Source organism: Pseudomonas syringae group sp. 247E2 (assembly GCF_032587795.1).
Classification (GTDB): domain Bacteria; phylum Pseudomonadota; class Gammaproteobacteria; order Pseudomonadales; family Pseudomonadaceae; genus Aquipseudomonas; species Aquipseudomonas amygdali.
Window position 1 is genome coordinate 87,665 of record NZ_JAWHPK010000026.1, and the last position, 14,399, is coordinate 102,063.

The following is a 14,399-nucleotide window of genomic DNA, read 5'->3' on the forward strand; positions in this document are numbered from 1 at the left end:
AGCGCCGGTTTGTCGGCGCAAGCTGTCATTGATTAGCCAAGTTGCAAGACGCGAGCCATCGACTGATCGTCTTCTTCGGCGGTCTTCATCATCTTGACGTGCAATTCGAATTGACGGGACAAGGCCAGTACCGAGGTCATTTCCTCGACCGCATTGACGTTGCTCGCCTGCAGAAAGCCGGACTCGACCTGAACGGTGGCATCTGCGTCGGCAGGCCGACCGGTCTTGGTGTGGATCAGGCCATCGGGGCCTTTTTCCATGGTCTTGAGGTCAGGCTTGACCAGCTTGATACGGTCGACCTGCGCCATCACCTGTGGGCTTTCGCCCAGTGAGCGAATGCTGATTGTGCCGTCGGCACCGATCTCGATCTGCTGCTGAGGCGGCACGGCAATCGGACCGCCATTGCCCATTACCGGCAAACCGCTGCCGTCGCGCAACACACCCAGAGCATCGATGTTCATGCCGGAGCTGCGGGTGTAGGCTTCGCCACCATCGGGGGTCTGCACTGCAATCCAGCCATCACCTTTGACGGCGATGTCCAGTTCACGGCCGGTCTCGACCATGGCACCGGCGGAAAAGTCGGTCCCCGGACGTTCGCTCATCGCATAGGCACGCGACGGCATGACCTCGCCAAACACCGGCATCGAGCGGGCCTGTTCAAGGTCACGCATGAAACCGTTGGTTGATACGTTTGCCAGGTTGTTGGCGTGAGCCTTCTGCGCGATCGCGTTTTCGGATGCACCGCTCATTGCGACGTAAAGCAACTTGTCCACAGTCTTCCTCCTCCGACAGACGCTTGCCGCCTGTAGCTGTTCTGAAAGGGTTAAAGCAATTTTTGAACCAACTTGTCAGGCTCGATACAAACGCCTGATTAACCAGCAAAAACCGGCATTCGATGAGGCCCTTCGGGCAAAGCGCCACCCAATAGCGGCGGAGGACTGCCGCCTGCCGATCATCAAGCAGCGAGCACCGCCAAAAAAACTTCATTGGTATGGGCTGACAAGCGGATCGACAGTGATAATCTTGCCGACACCGCAGCCCTGAACGGGAACCCTCATGCTTTTTCGTGCGTGCATTGCCGGCATCGCCAGCGCGAGCCTGATGACCCTCGCCCTCCTCGCCCAGGCCGCCCCCGCCCACTATTACAAATGGCAGGGCGACAGCCGGATTGTCTGCGCCCAGACCAGCCCCGGGCCTGGCTGGACACGGCTGAAAGGTCACTTCATCAAATCCGACTGCTCAATCTGATCAGGTCGACTGAATCAGCGTCTGCATCACGGTCGCCTCTGTCGATATGGCTTTGGAGTTGGCCTGATAAGCCGTCTGCGCCTGGATGAGAGCAATCAGTTCATCAGCCAGGACGACATTGGACCCCTCCAGCCCGTCGCCAATGAGGCTGCCCAGCGTGCCGACGCCCGGCACATCGTAATCGGCAACGCCAGAGTCGGCGGATTCGGTCCAGCGCGTATCACTGCGCGCCTGCAACCCCTGCGGATTGGCGAAGCTGGCGAGTATCACCTGACCGATATTCTTGTTCATGCCATTGGTAAACCCGGCACGCAGGATGCCATCGCGCCCCACGCTCAAGCTGCTCAACTGCCCCGCCGCATGGCCATCAACATGGGTGGAAGAACGAGAACTGGCGGCGTTGTGCTGCAGCAGGTTGGTGAAGTCGATCGTAATGCCCTTCGCACTGCCAGCCGCACCGTTGGGCACCCATTTTTCTGGCCCTGTGACCCGCTCGGCAGGCATGGCCGGTGTCCAGCCGGTTAGTTGCAGACCGTTGCTATGGGTACTCGCAAAACCAGGGCCGCCGGTCAATGACTGTACCCAGCCGCCAGAATCAAACACGATGTTTGCCGTCAGCGGGCCGGTGGAATCAGGCATCTGCGGGTTGCGGCCATCAATCAGCGCATGAATGCGCCAGCTGTTGGTGCCGTCCTTCACGAAATACTGCTTCAGCTCGTGCTGATTACCCTGGCTGTCGAAAATCGCATTGGCAAACATATCGCTGTACGTCTTCAGGTCCGATGGATCGAACGCCGGAACCGGGCGATCCATCAACGCATCACCAGGGTCAAGCATGCTGATCGGTCCATTATTCAACGGCAGCGACACTGTGCCGCCATTGGCAGCGCCGTTACTGACCCAGGCACCACCGACCTCTTCAGCCGGCCGCCAGCCTTGCAGGGCAAATTCTGTGTCCGAGACCTTACGAAGGTGCTGGCTATTGCCGCTGTATGACAACGATCCGTTTGGCCTTTGCTCAAGGGTGACGTGCAACGGCGCCACGCTGTTCGGATCCACCGGATTGCGCCCATCGATCAGCACATACATGGACCACTGACTGTCGCCGGTCTTGACGAAATACTGCTTGAGCTCATGATCCGACGCGGGCACAGCAGTAGCCCCCGCTCCAGACCCCGCGTCCTGAATGGTACGGCCAACGGCCCGCGTGTAGGTCGCAGGATCGGCCGGATCGAAGACCGGCAACCGCGCGAGCGAAGGCAGCGAGGCGTCCAGGTTGATGTTCTCGGCAACCCGCGTGGTGGCTCTGGCAGACACATTCGACGTGTAAATCTGCAAGTCGGTACGCAATCCCCGTTTGATCTCGCCCTGCTCGTTTGCCGCATAGCCTTGCAATCGTCCACCCTCGCTGTCGACGACGAAGTTCGCCGCGTCCTTGAGGAACGCTCCGGCACGGGTATAGGCAAGAGACCCACCGTCACTCACCACAAAAAAGCCGTTGCCCTGAATACGCATGTCGAGCGGATTACCCGACGTGGTCATGCTTTCGCCCTGATTGAAGTTTTGCTGCATTGAAGCAAGACGTACGCCATCACCTACAGCATTGCGACCACTGCCCAACTGGCTGGCTGAATACAGCGCCGAGAACTGCGCACGCGACGACTTGAACCCGATAGTGCCGGAGTTGGCAATATTGTTACCGGCCACCTCCAGCCTTTTGTTCGCGGCATGAATGCCGCTGATCGCGGTATTGAACGACATGAAAACTCCTTTACCCCAAAGGGCAACTCATAGAGGAGTTTTGATTCTCACATCATCGCGCGTAGGAGATTTCCAAGTACATTGACTGAACTTTCTGCAAGTTTAATTAAACTCGAGCGTGCATCACTTTGTAAAAAACAACCAAAAAAAAGCCCCTTCGAAAAGGGGCTTTATTTAACGCTCTACACTATCAAGTCATCTGAATAGTGGTTTGCATGATGGTGCTTTGAGTGGAAATAGTCTTGGCGTTCGCCTGGTAGTTGCTCTGCGCCTTGATCAGGTTGACCAGCTCCATGGTCAGATCGACGTTGGACTCTTCCAGCGCCTGACCAGTGATGTAGCCGAGGGTGCCCGATTGCGGCGTGCCGCTGACCGGTACGCCCGAAGCGAAGGTTTCACGCCAGTTGGTGCCACCTGCCTGCGCCAGGCCTTGCACGTTGGCAAAGTTGGTCAGCGAGGTCTGCCCGATCACTTGGGATTTGCCGTTGGTGTAGGTCGCGAACAGGTTGCCGGTTGCATCAACGCTCATCGCACTGAGCTGGCCAGTGGCGTAACCGTCCTGATCCTGAGTAATCAGGCCCGACACCGACGCGGTCTGGGTAATACCGGCCATGTTCAGTTTGATGGAGGCACCCGTAGCACCGTTCGCGCCCCAGCTGGTGGTCGTGCCGGTGCCGGATTGCACACCTGGTACCCAGTTGGCGACAGTAAAGGTGCCATCAGTGTTGAACTTGATGTTCGCACTGTCGGTCGGTACGGTGCCCGGCGCTGCGACGACCAGATTACCCGATGAGTCGAATGTCAGGTCGTTCTTGTCGGCCGTAGTAGTGGTCGGGTCGGAAATGCTGCGACCGTCCATCAGCGAGTACATGGACCAAGTGTTGGTGCCGGTCTTGACGAAATACTGATCCAGCGTATGCGCGTTACCCTGAGTGTCATAGGTCGGCGTGCTGTACTTCATGTTGTACGACTTGGTGTCAGTCGCGTCGAACGTAGTGAGCGACGGCAAGGCAGTGGTCGAATTCAGGTTGGCAACGTTGGTAATGGCGGTGGTTGCCTTGGGCTGAAGGTTGGACGAATCCACCCGCAGGTCGCTCAATGCACCGGTTACCACACTGCCGTTGGCATCAACGTTGTAACCCTGCAACTTCATACCGCCGCTGTTGACGACGTAGCCTTCCTTGTCGGTGTGGAATGCACCGGCACGGGTGTACAGCTTCTCGCCGTTATTGCTGAGCATGAAGAAACCGTTGCCGTTGATGGCAAGGTCGAGGCTGTTGGCAGTACCGGTAGTCAGGTTGCCCTGCGAGAACTGCTGGGAAACCGCTGCGGTTGTTACGCCGCTGCCCACATTGGTCTGGCCGGAAGTGCCGCGAATCGATTGAGCGTACTGATCGGCAAACTCCGCGCGCGACGATTTGAAGCCAGTGGTCGCAACGTTGGCAATGTTGTTGCCGGTAACGTCGAGACTTTTGTTTGCAGCATAGAGCCCACTAAGGCCGATATTGAAAGACATGTTTCACTCCTGCGCCTGGTAGGCTCTACAATCCGATGGTTTGAACTTTGGACAGGGCAACACTGCCGCTGGCCAGATTGAGCATTGTTTCTGCACCATTCACACCCAACGTGACGCTGTTGACCGTGGCAGGCAGGTAAGTCGAAAGCTGTGTGTTCTTGCCGTCAACCGAGCCTTCAGCCTTGAAGGTGTAGTTGCCCGACGCAAGCGCTGTACCGTCGCTGTCCGTACCGTCCCAGGAAAAGCTGGTGGTGCCGACTTTCTGCGCGCCCAGCTCGACGGTGTCGACCAGATTCGATTGCGAATCGTAAACCTTGATACTTGTCGCCGTAGTGGCGCTCGGAATAACGATCGAACCGGTCATACCCTTGGTGGCATCCACGGTGGTGGAGCTCGAATCGATGATCACCGAGCGACCTACCAGCGACGATGCCTGCAACGCCTGAGACGACTTGTAACTGGTTGCAATCGTGTCAACCGTCGACGTCAGGTTCTGCATGCTTTCAAGGCTGCTGAACTGCGCCAGTTGGGCCACGAACTGAGTGTTGTCCTGTGGGTCCAGCGGGTTCTGGTTTTTCATCTGCGTCACGAGCAGCTGCAGGAACGCGTCCTTGCCTAGCGTACCGGTGGAATTCGTCGCGGTCGGCGTCGGATTCTGCAGTGTGTTCAAGAACGTCGATGAGACGCTGCTTGCTGTGGTGTTATCGGCCATAACGTTCGCCTTCTATCACTGACCGAGGGTCAGAACCTTCTGCATCATGGATTTAGCGGTGTTCATGATTTCGGCGTTGGTCTGGAAAGACCGGCTGGCAGAAATCATGTCGGCCATTTCTTCAACGACATTGACGTTGGGGTAGTAGACATACCCGTCCTTGTCAGCGGAAGGATGATTGGGCTCGTAACGTGCTTCCAGGTTCGAGCTGTCTTCGATGATGCCGTTGACCTGAACGCCCTGCCCGGCTTCGCCCTGATCCTGGAACAACGAACCACCTGTGGACTGCTGACCCTGCATCACGGTGGCAAACACCGGGTGACGGGCGCGGTAGGTCTGGTCCATGCTCGAAGACACGGTCTCGGCGTTGGCGATGTTACTGGCCGTAGTGTTCAGACGCGTGGTCTGGGCACTCATGGCGCTACCGGCAATGTTGAACACATTGGCTAGTGACATGAATTATTCTCCGCGAAGGGCTGCAACCAGCCCCTTGAACTTGCTGTTGAGCAATGTGAAGCTGGCCTGAAAGCCCATGGCGTTCTCGGTGTAGCTGGCCTGCTCGACCTGGGAATCGACGGTGTTCTGGTCCAGCGAAGGCTGCGACGGGGTGCGATACAGCAGCGTCCCGTCATCATTGCCCATGCCTTCGGCTTCGATATGGCGGCTGTTGGTCTTGTTCAGCGCGAAATGACCGTTCTGCACCTTGTCGTTTTCGGCAGCCAGCACCGACGAGAAGTCCAGATCGCGAGCCTTGAAGTTCGGGGTATCGGCGTTGGAGATGTTGTTGGCCAACACCTCTGCACGCTGAGCCCGGAAGTTCAGAGCCTTTTCATGTATGCCTAGCGCTTTATCGAAGCTGATGCTCATTTCGGGAAACCTTTGCCGGTTGACCTGATTCTGTTGTTACTGACAAAGCAATCAGCGTGCCATGTTGCAAAAGCCAATGATTGCGGGGGCCGGAGCCAGCGGCGAGGCAGCGATGCCAGAAAAGCGGCAAGGCATTTCCGCTGTGGGAGAAGAAAGCGGCAAGAGGGGTGCCGTTTTTTTGCCAGTATCGGCTTGCCGCCTGACAATGGCGGCACTTCATTACTGCCTCATTCGGACACCCAATAAAAAAGAGACCCGAAGGTCTCTTTGACGACTGAATCAGAGGCCAAGCTCACTCAACCCAGGGTGGTCATCAGGTCGGCGCCCCAGTGGCCAATGGTATTTGCGCTCGGACTCGGCGATCGGCAAATCGTTGATGCAGGCAAAGCGCCGCTGCATGAGGCCGTTTGCAGCGAACTCCCAGTTTTCGTTGCCATACGAACGGAACCAGTTGCCAGAGTCGTCATGCCATTCATAGGCATAGCGCACGGCAATGCGGTTATCGGTAAATGCCCAGAGCTCCTTGATCAGCCGATAGTCCAGTTCCTTGCGCCACTTGCGCTCCAGAAAGGCTTGAGCTTCTGCACGACCATTGATGAACTCGCTGCGGTTACGCCAATACGTGTCTTCGGTGTAGGCCAGCGCAACTTTCGCTGCATCGCGAGAGTTCCAGCCATCCTCGGCGCCACGGACTTTCTGGACAGCCGTCTCCAGGGTAAAGGGTGGAAATGGCGGTCTTCCTTTATCACTCATCTCAGCGTCCTCAGAACGGTTTGTAGGGCAGAAATTTTCCATCAAGGGTTATCACGGCTCGCTCACCCCCTTCCGGATCTTCGACTTTCTTGATGTCGAGCTTGAAGTTGATTGCGCTGATGATGCCGTCGCCGAACTGCTCATGCACCAATGCCTTCAGCGTAGTGCCGTAAACCTGAACCATTTCGTGGAAGCGATAGATAGTCGGGTCACTGGAAACGTCTTCGACATTGCCGCGCAACGGGATGGTTTGCAGTTCGGCGACCGCATCCCTGTCCAGCCCGAGACGCTCGGCGACCACTTCGGCCACCGCTTCCGGCAATGGGTGCTGACCGAGCAATGCAGCCGTGACATACACCACGCTCAACCCCGTACCCTCTGCAAGCCCTGCCCACGTCAGGTTCTTTGCGGTCTTGGCCTGCAGCACACGTTCAGTCAGATTCTGGCGCGGCGCTCTGGAAATGTTGCTGTGCGGCATAGGTAACCCTCCGGAATGAATGCACATCAATCACAGCATCAGCAACTATCACCATAAGATCCAAGACTGATTTATGATCATCGCCATAATCCTGCCTTATGGTGATGCCGTGCTGTTACGCCATATACGTTATTTGCTGGCGGTCGCCGACCACGGCAATTTCACCCGGGCGGCCGAGGCCCTGCATGTCTCGCAACCGGCGTTATCGCAACAGATCAGGCAACTGGAAAGCAGCCTGGGTGTACAACTGTTCGACCGCACCCGCCGCAGCGTCGTGCCGACCGATGCTGGCCGCGTGTATCTGGACCACGCGCGTCGCTGCCTGCTTGAGCTGGAGGCCGGGAAGCGTGCGCTCAACGATGTCAGCGATCTGTCACGCGGACAATTGCGCCTCGGCGTCACGCCAACCTTCAGTGAATACCTGATAGCGCCGCTGATCGACCGCTTCAGCGCGCTGTACCCCGGCGTGGCAATCATCCTCACAGAGCTGCCTCTGGAGCAGATCACCGAGGCATTGATCAATGACGCGCTCGATCTGGCCATTGGTTTTGCCGGCAGTCATGCTGTCGAGATAGACAGCCAGCCTCTGTTCGATGAACAACTGTGCCTGGTCATGGCCAAGTCTGCCCCCGAAAAACAGACCGCGCTGACACTTGAGGACCTGCAAACGCTTCGCTTTGCCTTGCTCGCCCCCGGATTCGCCACTCGCCAACTGCTGGATGCTTGGTGCCAGACGCAGAATTTCAAGCCTGCGGTCGGCCTGGAGGCGAACTCGATCGCCATTTTGCTCAAGGTCGTTGCCCAGGGGCGTATGGCGACCATTCTTCCCGATGCCATCGTTCGCGAGCAGCCCGGGTTGCGCGAAGTTCAGACGACCCCTGCCCTGCCTGGGCGGACGGTTGCGCTGCTGCGGCGTAAAAACGGCTACCAGAGCGCCGCCGCCAACGCTTTTGCCAAACTGGTGAGTAACAGTACGCAAACATGAACCGATCGGCAGACGATCGAAGCTGTTTTCAGCCGCGCACAAAAAAAGAGACCCGAAGGTCTCTTTTTTCATCGCAGGCAACTGACAGACCGTCACTTGGCCTTATAGATGATCCCGGGGCTGCACTGAACCATCTGATAGTGATCCGGCAAACCATTGAGCGCTTCGGAAGCCCCCAGAAACAGGTAACCGCCTGGCTTGAGCGTACCGTGGATGCGCAGCAGGATGTCTTTCTTCACTTCGGCGGAGAAGTAGATGAGTACGTTGCGGCAGAACACGATGTCGAACTTGCCCAGCGCAGCGTAGCTGTCGAGCAGGTTGAACGAGCGGAACTCCACACGGCTCTTGATCGGCGTTTTGACGACCCAGCGACCCGGACTTTTCACGTCAAAAAAGCGCTGTAGACGATCCGGCGACAAGCCGCGGCCGATAGCCAGGCTGTCGTACTCGCCAGTCTTGCAGTTGTTGAGCATTGCACCAGACAAATCGGTGGCAACAATCTGCACGCCCGATTTGAGCTGGCCCTGATTGGCGCGCTCGAACTCATCGATCGACATCGACAGTGAGTACGGTTCCTGGCCCGATGAACAGGCCGCCGACCAGATGCGCAGTCGCTGACCAGGGCTGGCCTTGATCTGCTCGGGCAGCACTTTGTTCTTCAGCACTTCGAACGGATAGGTATCGCGAAACCACAGGGTTTCGTTGGTGGTCATCGCATCGACAACCTGTTCGCGCAACCCGCTGCGCGGCTGGGTCTGGATGCGCTGAACCAACTCGCCAAGCGACTTGATGCTTTGCTGCTCCATCAGTTTGTTGAGGCGGCTGGACACCAGATACTGCTTGTTTTCCCCAAGCAAGATGCCACAGGCTTTTTCCAGAAATACCCGGAACTGATCAAAATCCAAATTACCCGTAGACAAGGTGCCGCCTCTCAAATCATGTGAATCACCGGGGACGACGCCCCCGGCTGGTTATTCTGCTGCATTGATCCGCGCAACGACCCTGGCCGCCAGATCATCAGGCCGGAATTTCGCGAGAAAGTCATCCGCGCCGACTTTCTTGACCATCGCCTGGTTGAATACCCCTGACAACGAGGTATGCAAGGTGATGTGCATCTTCTGCATGCGTGGATCATTACGTATTGCTGCGGTAAGGGTATAGCCATCCATCTCCGGCATTTCAATATCGGAGATCATCATCAGGAACTCTTCTTCAGGCTTTTTGCCTTCTGCGACCATCTTGAGCAGGTAGTCCAGCGCCTGACGACCATCGTTGAGCGCGACCACCTCCACCCCGACGGTTTCCAGGCAGCGGCTCACTTGCTTGCGGGCCACCGACGAGTCATCGACCGTCAGCACGCGCATGGAGACAGCCTTGTGCTGAACCTCGGCGTCAATGACACCGACCGAGATTTCTTCGGACACTGGCGCGACTTCGGCGAGAATTTTCTCGACGTCGATGATTTCCACCAGTTGGTTATCAACCCGGGTGACGGCGGTCAGGTAATGATCGCGCCCGGTCCCCTTGGGTGGTGGATGAATCTCTTCCCAGTTCATGTTGACGATGCGTTCTACAGAATGCACCAGAAACCCCTGAACCTTGGTGTTGTACTCAGTAATGATGACGAAGGAATTGACCAACGAAATCATGCCCGTGGAACCCGTCGCCATCGCCAGATCCATGATCGGGATCGTACCGCCACGAATATTGGCCACACCCCGGACGATCTTGCTCGATTTGGGCATGATGGTGAGTTTCGGGCATTGCAGTACTTCTTTTACCTTGAAGACGTTGATCCCGTAGAGCTGCTTGCCGTCGAGACGGAACAAGAGCAGCTCCAGGCGATTCTGACCCACCAGCTGAGTTCGCTGGTTTACCGAATCCATTACACCTGCCATGCCGAACCCCCTTACCAAAATGACCGCCGCCCAGACACCAGATCAACAAGCGGCACGGGCTTTGCTATTTATTACCTCATGAACGCAAAGACGACAATTTCTCGACACCTCGCATTAGAAACCCGCAGGCTTCTGTGCGCAATCGCTCTGCTGTGCCTTTGTGGCACGGTGAGCCTTGCTCGCGCAGAGAATTTCACACTGCCTGAACAGCTTATCGGCGTCACCCAAGGGTTTCTTGAGTTCACAGTAGAAGACTATTTGGCAACCAACCAGATTGACGGGCGTCATGACATACAGGTCAAGCAGCTCGACCCGCGTTTACGGATGGGTGCCTGTGACAAGGATTTGACAGCCACACTGGAAAGCCCGCGCCCGGTCGGCCGGGTTACGGTGCGGGTACGCTGCGAAGGTTCTTCGCCCTGGACAGTGTTTGTGCCAGCCCAGGTGCTGCTATATCGCAACGTCGTAACCGTGATGCGCCCGTTAAAACGCGACGCCATCGTTACTGAACAAGACGTTGCGCTGCGTGAGCGCGACGTGAGCAGCCTGGGCCAGGGATTCCTGGCCTCCCTTGATCAGGCAGTCGGTCAGAAGGTTGTCCGACAAATGGTCATCGACCAGGTCGTTACCCCGGTGGCGCTGGAACAGCCACAAATGATTCACAAGGGCGACCAGGTGATCATCATCGCCCGCAGCGGTTCGCTAGCGGTGCGCATGCCCGGCGAAGCGATGTCCGACGGCGGTTTCAACGAACAGATACGGGTGAAAAACCTTAATTCCCAGCGGGTGATCAAAGCGAATGTCACCGGCCCAGGGCAGGTGGAAGTGGCCATGTAATGCATTGATGCTGGCGCAGAGGGTGTGTTTTTTTTAGACTGCGGGGAATATCCGACGGTGAAAAGCGTCTATTGGGAAGCTTTCTCACAATCGGCCTAAAGTTTGATAGGGGTTGGCCGAAAACAAGGCAAGCGTCCAAACACCCAGAGGTTTTTTCAATCATGGTCATAGATTTCAGTCGCCTTAACAATTCACAGTCTGTTGCCGGTACAACACGTACCAGTGCCAGTAAAGACACCGTCAAAACCGATGCGACAGCTCCTGCAGCCACCGCAGGTATCAAAAGCACCGGGGAAACTTTTTCTTTGAGCAGTGAGGCTCAACAGTTGCAGAAAATCACGGACAAGCTGACCGATCTGCCAACCGTCAATAGTGCTCGCGTTGCCGAGCTCAAGCAGGCCATCGCCGACGGTAGTTACACAGTGGACAGCAACCGTGTCGCCAGCAAGCTGTTGAATTTCGAAACCCAACGCTAAGCCAAGGCTGGCGCTGGATATTCTGGACGCTTAAAAACCAGAGCATGCGATGCAAGACACTACTTTGTTGCAGATGATCACTGACGACATGGTTTCGGCCCGACAGCTTCTAGAGCTGCTGCAGGCCGAATCCCTGATTCTTCACGGCCGCGACATGGGCGAGATGGAGCAGGTGCTGGCGCAGAAACAGGCGCTGGTCATTCTTCTCGATCAACATGGGCGCAAACGTAGCCAGGTGCTTGCGGGCATGGGGCTGCCAGCCAATCGCAGTGGTCTCCAGCAACTGGCCAGCCAGTCGGATGTCGGCGAGCAATTGCTGATGGCCGGTGACGAACTGAATGCGTTGATCAATGAATGCCAGACGCTGAACGAGCAGAATGGTAGTCTGATCCAGCTGCAACAGATCAGCACCGCTCATCAACTTCGCATACTGAACGGCGGTGAGACGCCCACGCTCTATGACAGTCGCGGGTCAACTGCGCTTAGAGCAAAACCACGCCCTCTGAGTCAGGCGTAACTTCCTGTATCAAGGTTTCGTGCGTAGTGGCAGAATGCCTGTTGTTGCGTTGCCGTAGTATTTTGCCTGGAGATTCAAGAACGTGAATGGCTCAAGCGCGGACGATGCTCCGCAGCCCCCGAAGGTCCTCAACACACCTTTGGAAATTGCCGCTAACCTGCGGTTGCTACTCGAGAGTCATGATCCTCTGATCATTACCTTCCATGAGCGTGCTCAACGCTTTCAGAGCTACCTGCTTGAAGTCGACCGTGACAGCAACGTCATGGCGCTCGACGAAATGATCCCCCGTGATGGCGAACGCTTTTTAAGTAATGGCGAATCTTTCCGCGTCGAAGGTTTTCACGACGGCGTGCGTATCGCCTGGGAAAGCTCGTCTCAGATGGAGATTGTCGATACCGACGGGCAGCGCCTGTACCGCGGACCGATGCCTGAAGAAGTGATTTACCACCAGCGGCGCAACGCATTTCGTGCAGCGCTGAAGCTGGCACAGCTGGTCGACATCGAGATCGGCGGCGACCGTTTGAAATCCCCTCTGACCGGCAAACTGCTGGACATCTCTGCAACCGGTTGCAAACTGCGCTTTGAAGGCGATGTGTCCGAGCGCATGCAGTTGGGCCAGGTATACGAACGCTTTATTGCGAAGTTGCCATTCGGAGCAATGACAGCCCCCGTAGAGCTGCGTTATCTGCACTTCGAAGAAAGATTTCACACCACCTTTGCCGGCGTGCGCTTCCACAACATGAGTGGGCTTGTGCAGCGTCAGGTTGAGCGTTTCGTCTACCAGTTGCAGCGTGAAGCTCGCCGCTTCGACAAAGACGACGACTTCTGATCCCCGCTTCTGCTTGCTGGTGATTGCGGCAACCTGCCGCAATCACACCGTAATCCCCTGCTCTGCCCCCCGCTACACTCAAGCCTTCCAGGTCTCGCTTTCACGCTCGCGTTCGTGCTCTTCAGCTTCGGCTGTTTCCGTGCCCGCGACCGGCTCGGCCTGTGCCTCGGTTTCTGCGTCGGCGTCGGCCACCACTTCAGACTCAGGTTCGGACTCCGGCTCGACGGTGGTCTGCATCTGCTCCTGAACCACCTGCTCATCGACACGCGGGTCCAGTGCAACCACCAGGGGCGAACTGGACATGCTGTCCGGCATGGCGACGTGATGCAGCGGTGCGTTTTCGACCTGATGCAAATGGGTAACGGCCTTGGGTCTGATCAGCAGCACCAGAATCACCCCGGCACCACAGACGAACGCATACAGCATGTGGCCGCCAAACAGCTTCATGACCACGCCGGCAGCCAACGGGCCGATACTCGCGCCGATGCCATAGGTCATCAGCAACATGGCCGTCAGCGACACCCGGCGCTCGGCCTCGACGTGGTCATTGGCAAATGCCACCGCCAGTGGATAGAGGCAGAACTGCATCAGCGAGGCGAGAAAGCCGACGCCGAACAGGACTTCGACCGGCACACTCGGAAACACCGCCAGCGGCAATGACGCCACCACCAGTGCAGCGGCAAAGATGCGCATCAGTACGGATCGGTCATAGCGGTCGGAAAGCAGACCCAATGGCCACTGCACCAGGAACCCGGCCAGAATGCAGCAGCCCATGAACAGACCGACCTGCTCGGTGGACAGCCCCTGTTCGGCGGCGTAAACCGGTGCCAGACCGTAGAACGAACCGATGATTAGCCCGGCACCCAACACCGCCGTCAGCGACTGCGGCACACGCTTCATGAAGAAGAGCGGCTCCAGCGGTGCCGGGTGCAACGGTGCGGGGTGAATTGCCCGGGTCATGGCGACCGGCACAAGACACAGCGCGAAGCACAATGCCACCAGCATCAGCAGCTCAGGGCCCAGTTGCGGGTGGACCACCAGTACCAGTTGCCCCAGCACCAGGCCCAGATAGGACGCAATCATGTAACCGCTGAACACCATGCCGCGCTGTTTGGCGGCGGCCTGCTCGTTCAGCCAGCTCTCGATGACCATGTATTGGCACATCATGCCAAGGCCGACAATCACCCGCAGCACCAGCCAGGCGGGCAACCAACTGATCAGGCCATGCCCGAGCACCGCAGCACCAACGATACCGGCGCAGGTGGCATAGGCCCGAATATGACCGACACGGCCGATCAGACGGTGACCGATCTTGCCCCCCAGGACCAGACCGAAATAGTTGGCGGCCATCAGCGCACCGACCCACAGACTGTCGACCTGATCGGCCGCCAAGCGCAGGGCCAGATAAGTGCTCAGCAGACCTGAGCCGATCAACATCATCAACGAGGCAAAATAAAGCGCTCGAAAGGACTTCCAGATTTGGCGCATCAACTTTCCAAAAATAGGGAGTCGCCCGACCGGG

17 protein-coding genes are annotated in these 14,399 nt (G+C 57.3%); 6 read left to right on the forward strand and 11 right to left on the reverse strand.

The features are described from left to right. Positions 1-32 precede the first annotated feature (32 nt). Entirely contained in the window at positions 33-773 is a 741-nt protein-coding gene (locus RYC18_RS22505) for a flagellar basal body rod protein FlgF (protein WP_004658719.1), read from the reverse strand. A 283-nt stretch (positions 774-1,056) separates the two neighbouring features. Here RYC18_RS22505 and RYC18_RS22510 point away from each other — a divergent pair, with 283 nt between their 5' ends. Continuing rightward, positions 1,057-1,248 (forward strand): hypothetical protein, encoded by a 192-nt coding sequence (locus RYC18_RS22510; RefSeq protein WP_005754776.1) that lies wholly within the window; start codon positions 1,057-1,059, stop codon positions 1,246-1,248. Here RYC18_RS22510 and RYC18_RS22515 read toward each other — a convergent pair whose 3' ends face one another. The 7 genes from RYC18_RS22515 to cynS all read right to left on the reverse strand — a co-directional run bounded on the left by RYC18_RS22515 (position 1,249) and on the right by cynS (position 7,335). Next, the gene (locus tag RYC18_RS22515) at positions 1,249-3,009 is read right to left on the reverse strand and encodes a flagellar hook-basal body complex protein (RefSeq protein WP_316886867.1); all 1,761 of its coding nucleotides are present in this window, start codon (positions 3,007-3,009) and stop codon (positions 1,249-1,251) included. A 190-nt stretch (positions 3,010-3,199) separates the two neighbouring features. Further along, positions 3,200-4,525: a flagellar hook protein FlgE gene (gene flgE / locus RYC18_RS22520; RefSeq protein WP_004664434.1), complete on the reverse strand. Its 1,326-nt coding sequence runs from the start codon at positions 4,523-4,525 to the stop codon at positions 3,200-3,202. Positions 4,526-4,550: 25 nt separating this feature from the next. Continuing rightward, the gene (gene flgD / locus RYC18_RS22525) at positions 4,551-5,237 is read right to left on the reverse strand and encodes a flagellar hook assembly protein FlgD (RefSeq protein ID WP_316886868.1); all 687 of its coding nucleotides are present in this window, start codon (positions 5,235-5,237) and stop codon (positions 4,551-4,553) included. Between the two features lie 15 nt (positions 5,238-5,252). Further along, positions 5,253-5,693 (reverse strand): flagellar basal body rod protein FlgC, encoded by a 441-nt coding sequence (flgC, locus tag RYC18_RS22530; protein ID WP_002554316.1) that lies wholly within the window; start codon positions 5,691-5,693, stop codon positions 5,253-5,255. Positions 5,694-5,696: 3 nt separating this feature from the next. Further along, positions 5,697-6,104, reverse strand: coding sequence for a flagellar basal body rod protein FlgB (flgB, locus tag RYC18_RS22535; RefSeq protein WP_002554317.1), 408 nt, complete (start codon positions 6,102-6,104; stop codon positions 5,697-5,699). 279 nt (positions 6,105-6,383) lie between these two features. Continuing rightward, positions 6,384-6,857: a DUF1348 family protein gene (locus RYC18_RS22540; RefSeq protein WP_003370064.1), complete on the reverse strand. Its 474-nt coding sequence runs from the start codon at positions 6,855-6,857 to the stop codon at positions 6,384-6,386. A gap of 10 nt (positions 6,858-6,867) precedes the next feature. Further along, complete coding sequence (gene cynS, locus RYC18_RS22545) at positions 6,868-7,335, reverse strand: cyanase (protein ID WP_004658714.1); 468 nt, start codon at positions 7,333-7,335, stop codon at positions 6,868-6,870. Between the two features lie 73 nt (positions 7,336-7,408). On the opposite strand from cynS, the gene cynR reads away from it, so the two are divergent. Next, complete coding sequence (gene cynR / locus RYC18_RS22550; RefSeq protein ID WP_316886869.1) at positions 7,409-8,320, forward strand: transcriptional regulator CynR; 912 nt, start codon at positions 7,409-7,411, stop codon at positions 8,318-8,320. Between the two features lie 92 nt (positions 8,321-8,412). On the opposite strand, the gene cheR is transcribed toward cynR, so the two are convergent. Beyond that, positions 8,413-9,240 (reverse strand): protein-glutamate O-methyltransferase CheR, encoded by an 828-nt coding sequence (cheR, locus tag RYC18_RS22555; RefSeq protein ID WP_004658712.1) that lies wholly within the window; start codon positions 9,238-9,240, stop codon positions 8,413-8,415. Between the two features lie 51 nt (positions 9,241-9,291). Continuing rightward, complete coding sequence (locus RYC18_RS22560; RefSeq protein ID WP_004658711.1) at positions 9,292-10,218, reverse strand: chemotaxis protein CheV; 927 nt, start codon at positions 10,216-10,218, stop codon at positions 9,292-9,294. 78 nt (positions 10,219-10,296) lie between these two features. Here RYC18_RS22560 and flgA point away from each other — a divergent pair, with 78 nt between their 5' ends. From flgA to RYC18_RS22580, 4 genes are all read left to right on the forward strand, one after another. Continuing rightward, the gene (gene flgA / locus RYC18_RS22565) at positions 10,297-11,055 is read left to right on the forward strand and encodes a flagellar basal body P-ring formation chaperone FlgA (protein WP_016981585.1); all 759 of its coding nucleotides are present in this window, start codon (positions 10,297-10,299) and stop codon (positions 11,053-11,055) included. Between the two features lie 161 nt (positions 11,056-11,216). Continuing rightward, positions 11,217-11,531 carry a flagellar biosynthesis anti-sigma factor FlgM gene (flgM, locus tag RYC18_RS22570; protein WP_004664423.1) on the forward strand — a complete coding sequence of 105 codons (315 nt, stop codon included), beginning with the start codon at positions 11,217-11,219 and terminating at the stop codon, positions 11,529-11,531. 49 nt (positions 11,532-11,580) lie between these two features. Beyond that, the gene (locus RYC18_RS22575) at positions 11,581-12,048 is read left to right on the forward strand and encodes a flagella synthesis protein FlgN (RefSeq protein WP_002554325.1); all 468 of its coding nucleotides are present in this window, start codon (positions 11,581-11,583) and stop codon (positions 12,046-12,048) included. A gap of 82 nt (positions 12,049-12,130) precedes the next feature. Next, a complete protein-coding gene (locus RYC18_RS22580; RefSeq protein ID WP_005759338.1) occupies positions 12,131-12,877 on the forward strand; it encodes a flagellar brake protein in 747 nt (248 codons plus the stop codon). Positions 12,878-12,955: 78 nt separating this feature from the next. On the opposite strand, the gene RYC18_RS22585 is transcribed toward RYC18_RS22580, so the two are convergent. After that, complete coding sequence (locus RYC18_RS22585) at positions 12,956-14,365, reverse strand: MFS transporter (protein ID WP_004664422.1); 1,410 nt, start codon at positions 14,363-14,365, stop codon at positions 12,956-12,958. Positions 14,366-14,399 lie beyond the last annotated feature (34 nt).

Bases quoted from the DNA above. Each gene is read 5' to 3' on its own strand.
- RYC18_RS22510 (WP_005754776.1), top strand. From the start codon at position 1,057: ATGCTTTTTCGTGCGTGCATTGCCGGCATCGCCAGCGCGAGCCTGATG.
- RYC18_RS22515 (WP_316886867.1), bottom strand. From the start codon at position 3,009: ATGTCGTTCAATACCGCGATCAGCGGCATTCATGCCGCGAACAAAAGG.
- flgE (WP_004664434.1), bottom strand. From the start codon at position 4,525: ATGTCTTTCAATATCGGCCTTAGTGGGCTCTATGCTGCAAACAAAAGT.
- flgD (WP_316886868.1), bottom strand. From the start codon at position 5,237: ATGGCCGATAACACCACAGCAAGCAGCGTCTCATCGACGTTCTTGAAC.
- flgC (WP_002554316.1), bottom strand. From the start codon at position 5,693: ATGTCACTAGCCAATGTGTTCAACATTGCCGGTAGCGCCATGAGTGCC.
- flgB (WP_002554317.1), bottom strand. From the start codon at position 6,104: ATGAGCATCAGCTTCGATAAAGCGCTAGGCATACATGAAAAGGCTCTG.
- RYC18_RS22540 (WP_003370064.1), bottom strand. From the start codon at position 6,857: ATGAGTGATAAAGGAAGACCGCCATTTCCACCCTTTACCCTGGAGACG.
- cynS (WP_004658714.1), bottom strand. From the start codon at position 7,335: ATGCCGCACAGCAACATTTCCAGAGCGCCGCGCCAGAATCTGACTGAA.
- cynR (WP_316886869.1), top strand. From the start codon at position 7,409: ATGATCATCGCCATAATCCTGCCTTATGGTGATGCCGTGCTGTTACGC.
- RYC18_RS22560 (WP_004658711.1), bottom strand. From the start codon at position 10,218: ATGGCAGGTGTAATGGATTCGGTAAACCAGCGAACTCAGCTGGTGGGT.
- flgA (WP_016981585.1), top strand. From the start codon at position 10,297: ATGAACGCAAAGACGACAATTTCTCGACACCTCGCATTAGAAACCCGC.
- flgM (WP_004664423.1), top strand. From the start codon at position 11,217: ATGGTCATAGATTTCAGTCGCCTTAACAATTCACAGTCTGTTGCCGGT.
- RYC18_RS22575 (WP_002554325.1), top strand. From the start codon at position 11,581: ATGCAAGACACTACTTTGTTGCAGATGATCACTGACGACATGGTTTCG.
- RYC18_RS22585 (WP_004664422.1), bottom strand. From the start codon at position 14,365: ATGCGCCAAATCTGGAAGTCCTTTCGAGCGCTTTATTTTGCCTCGTTG.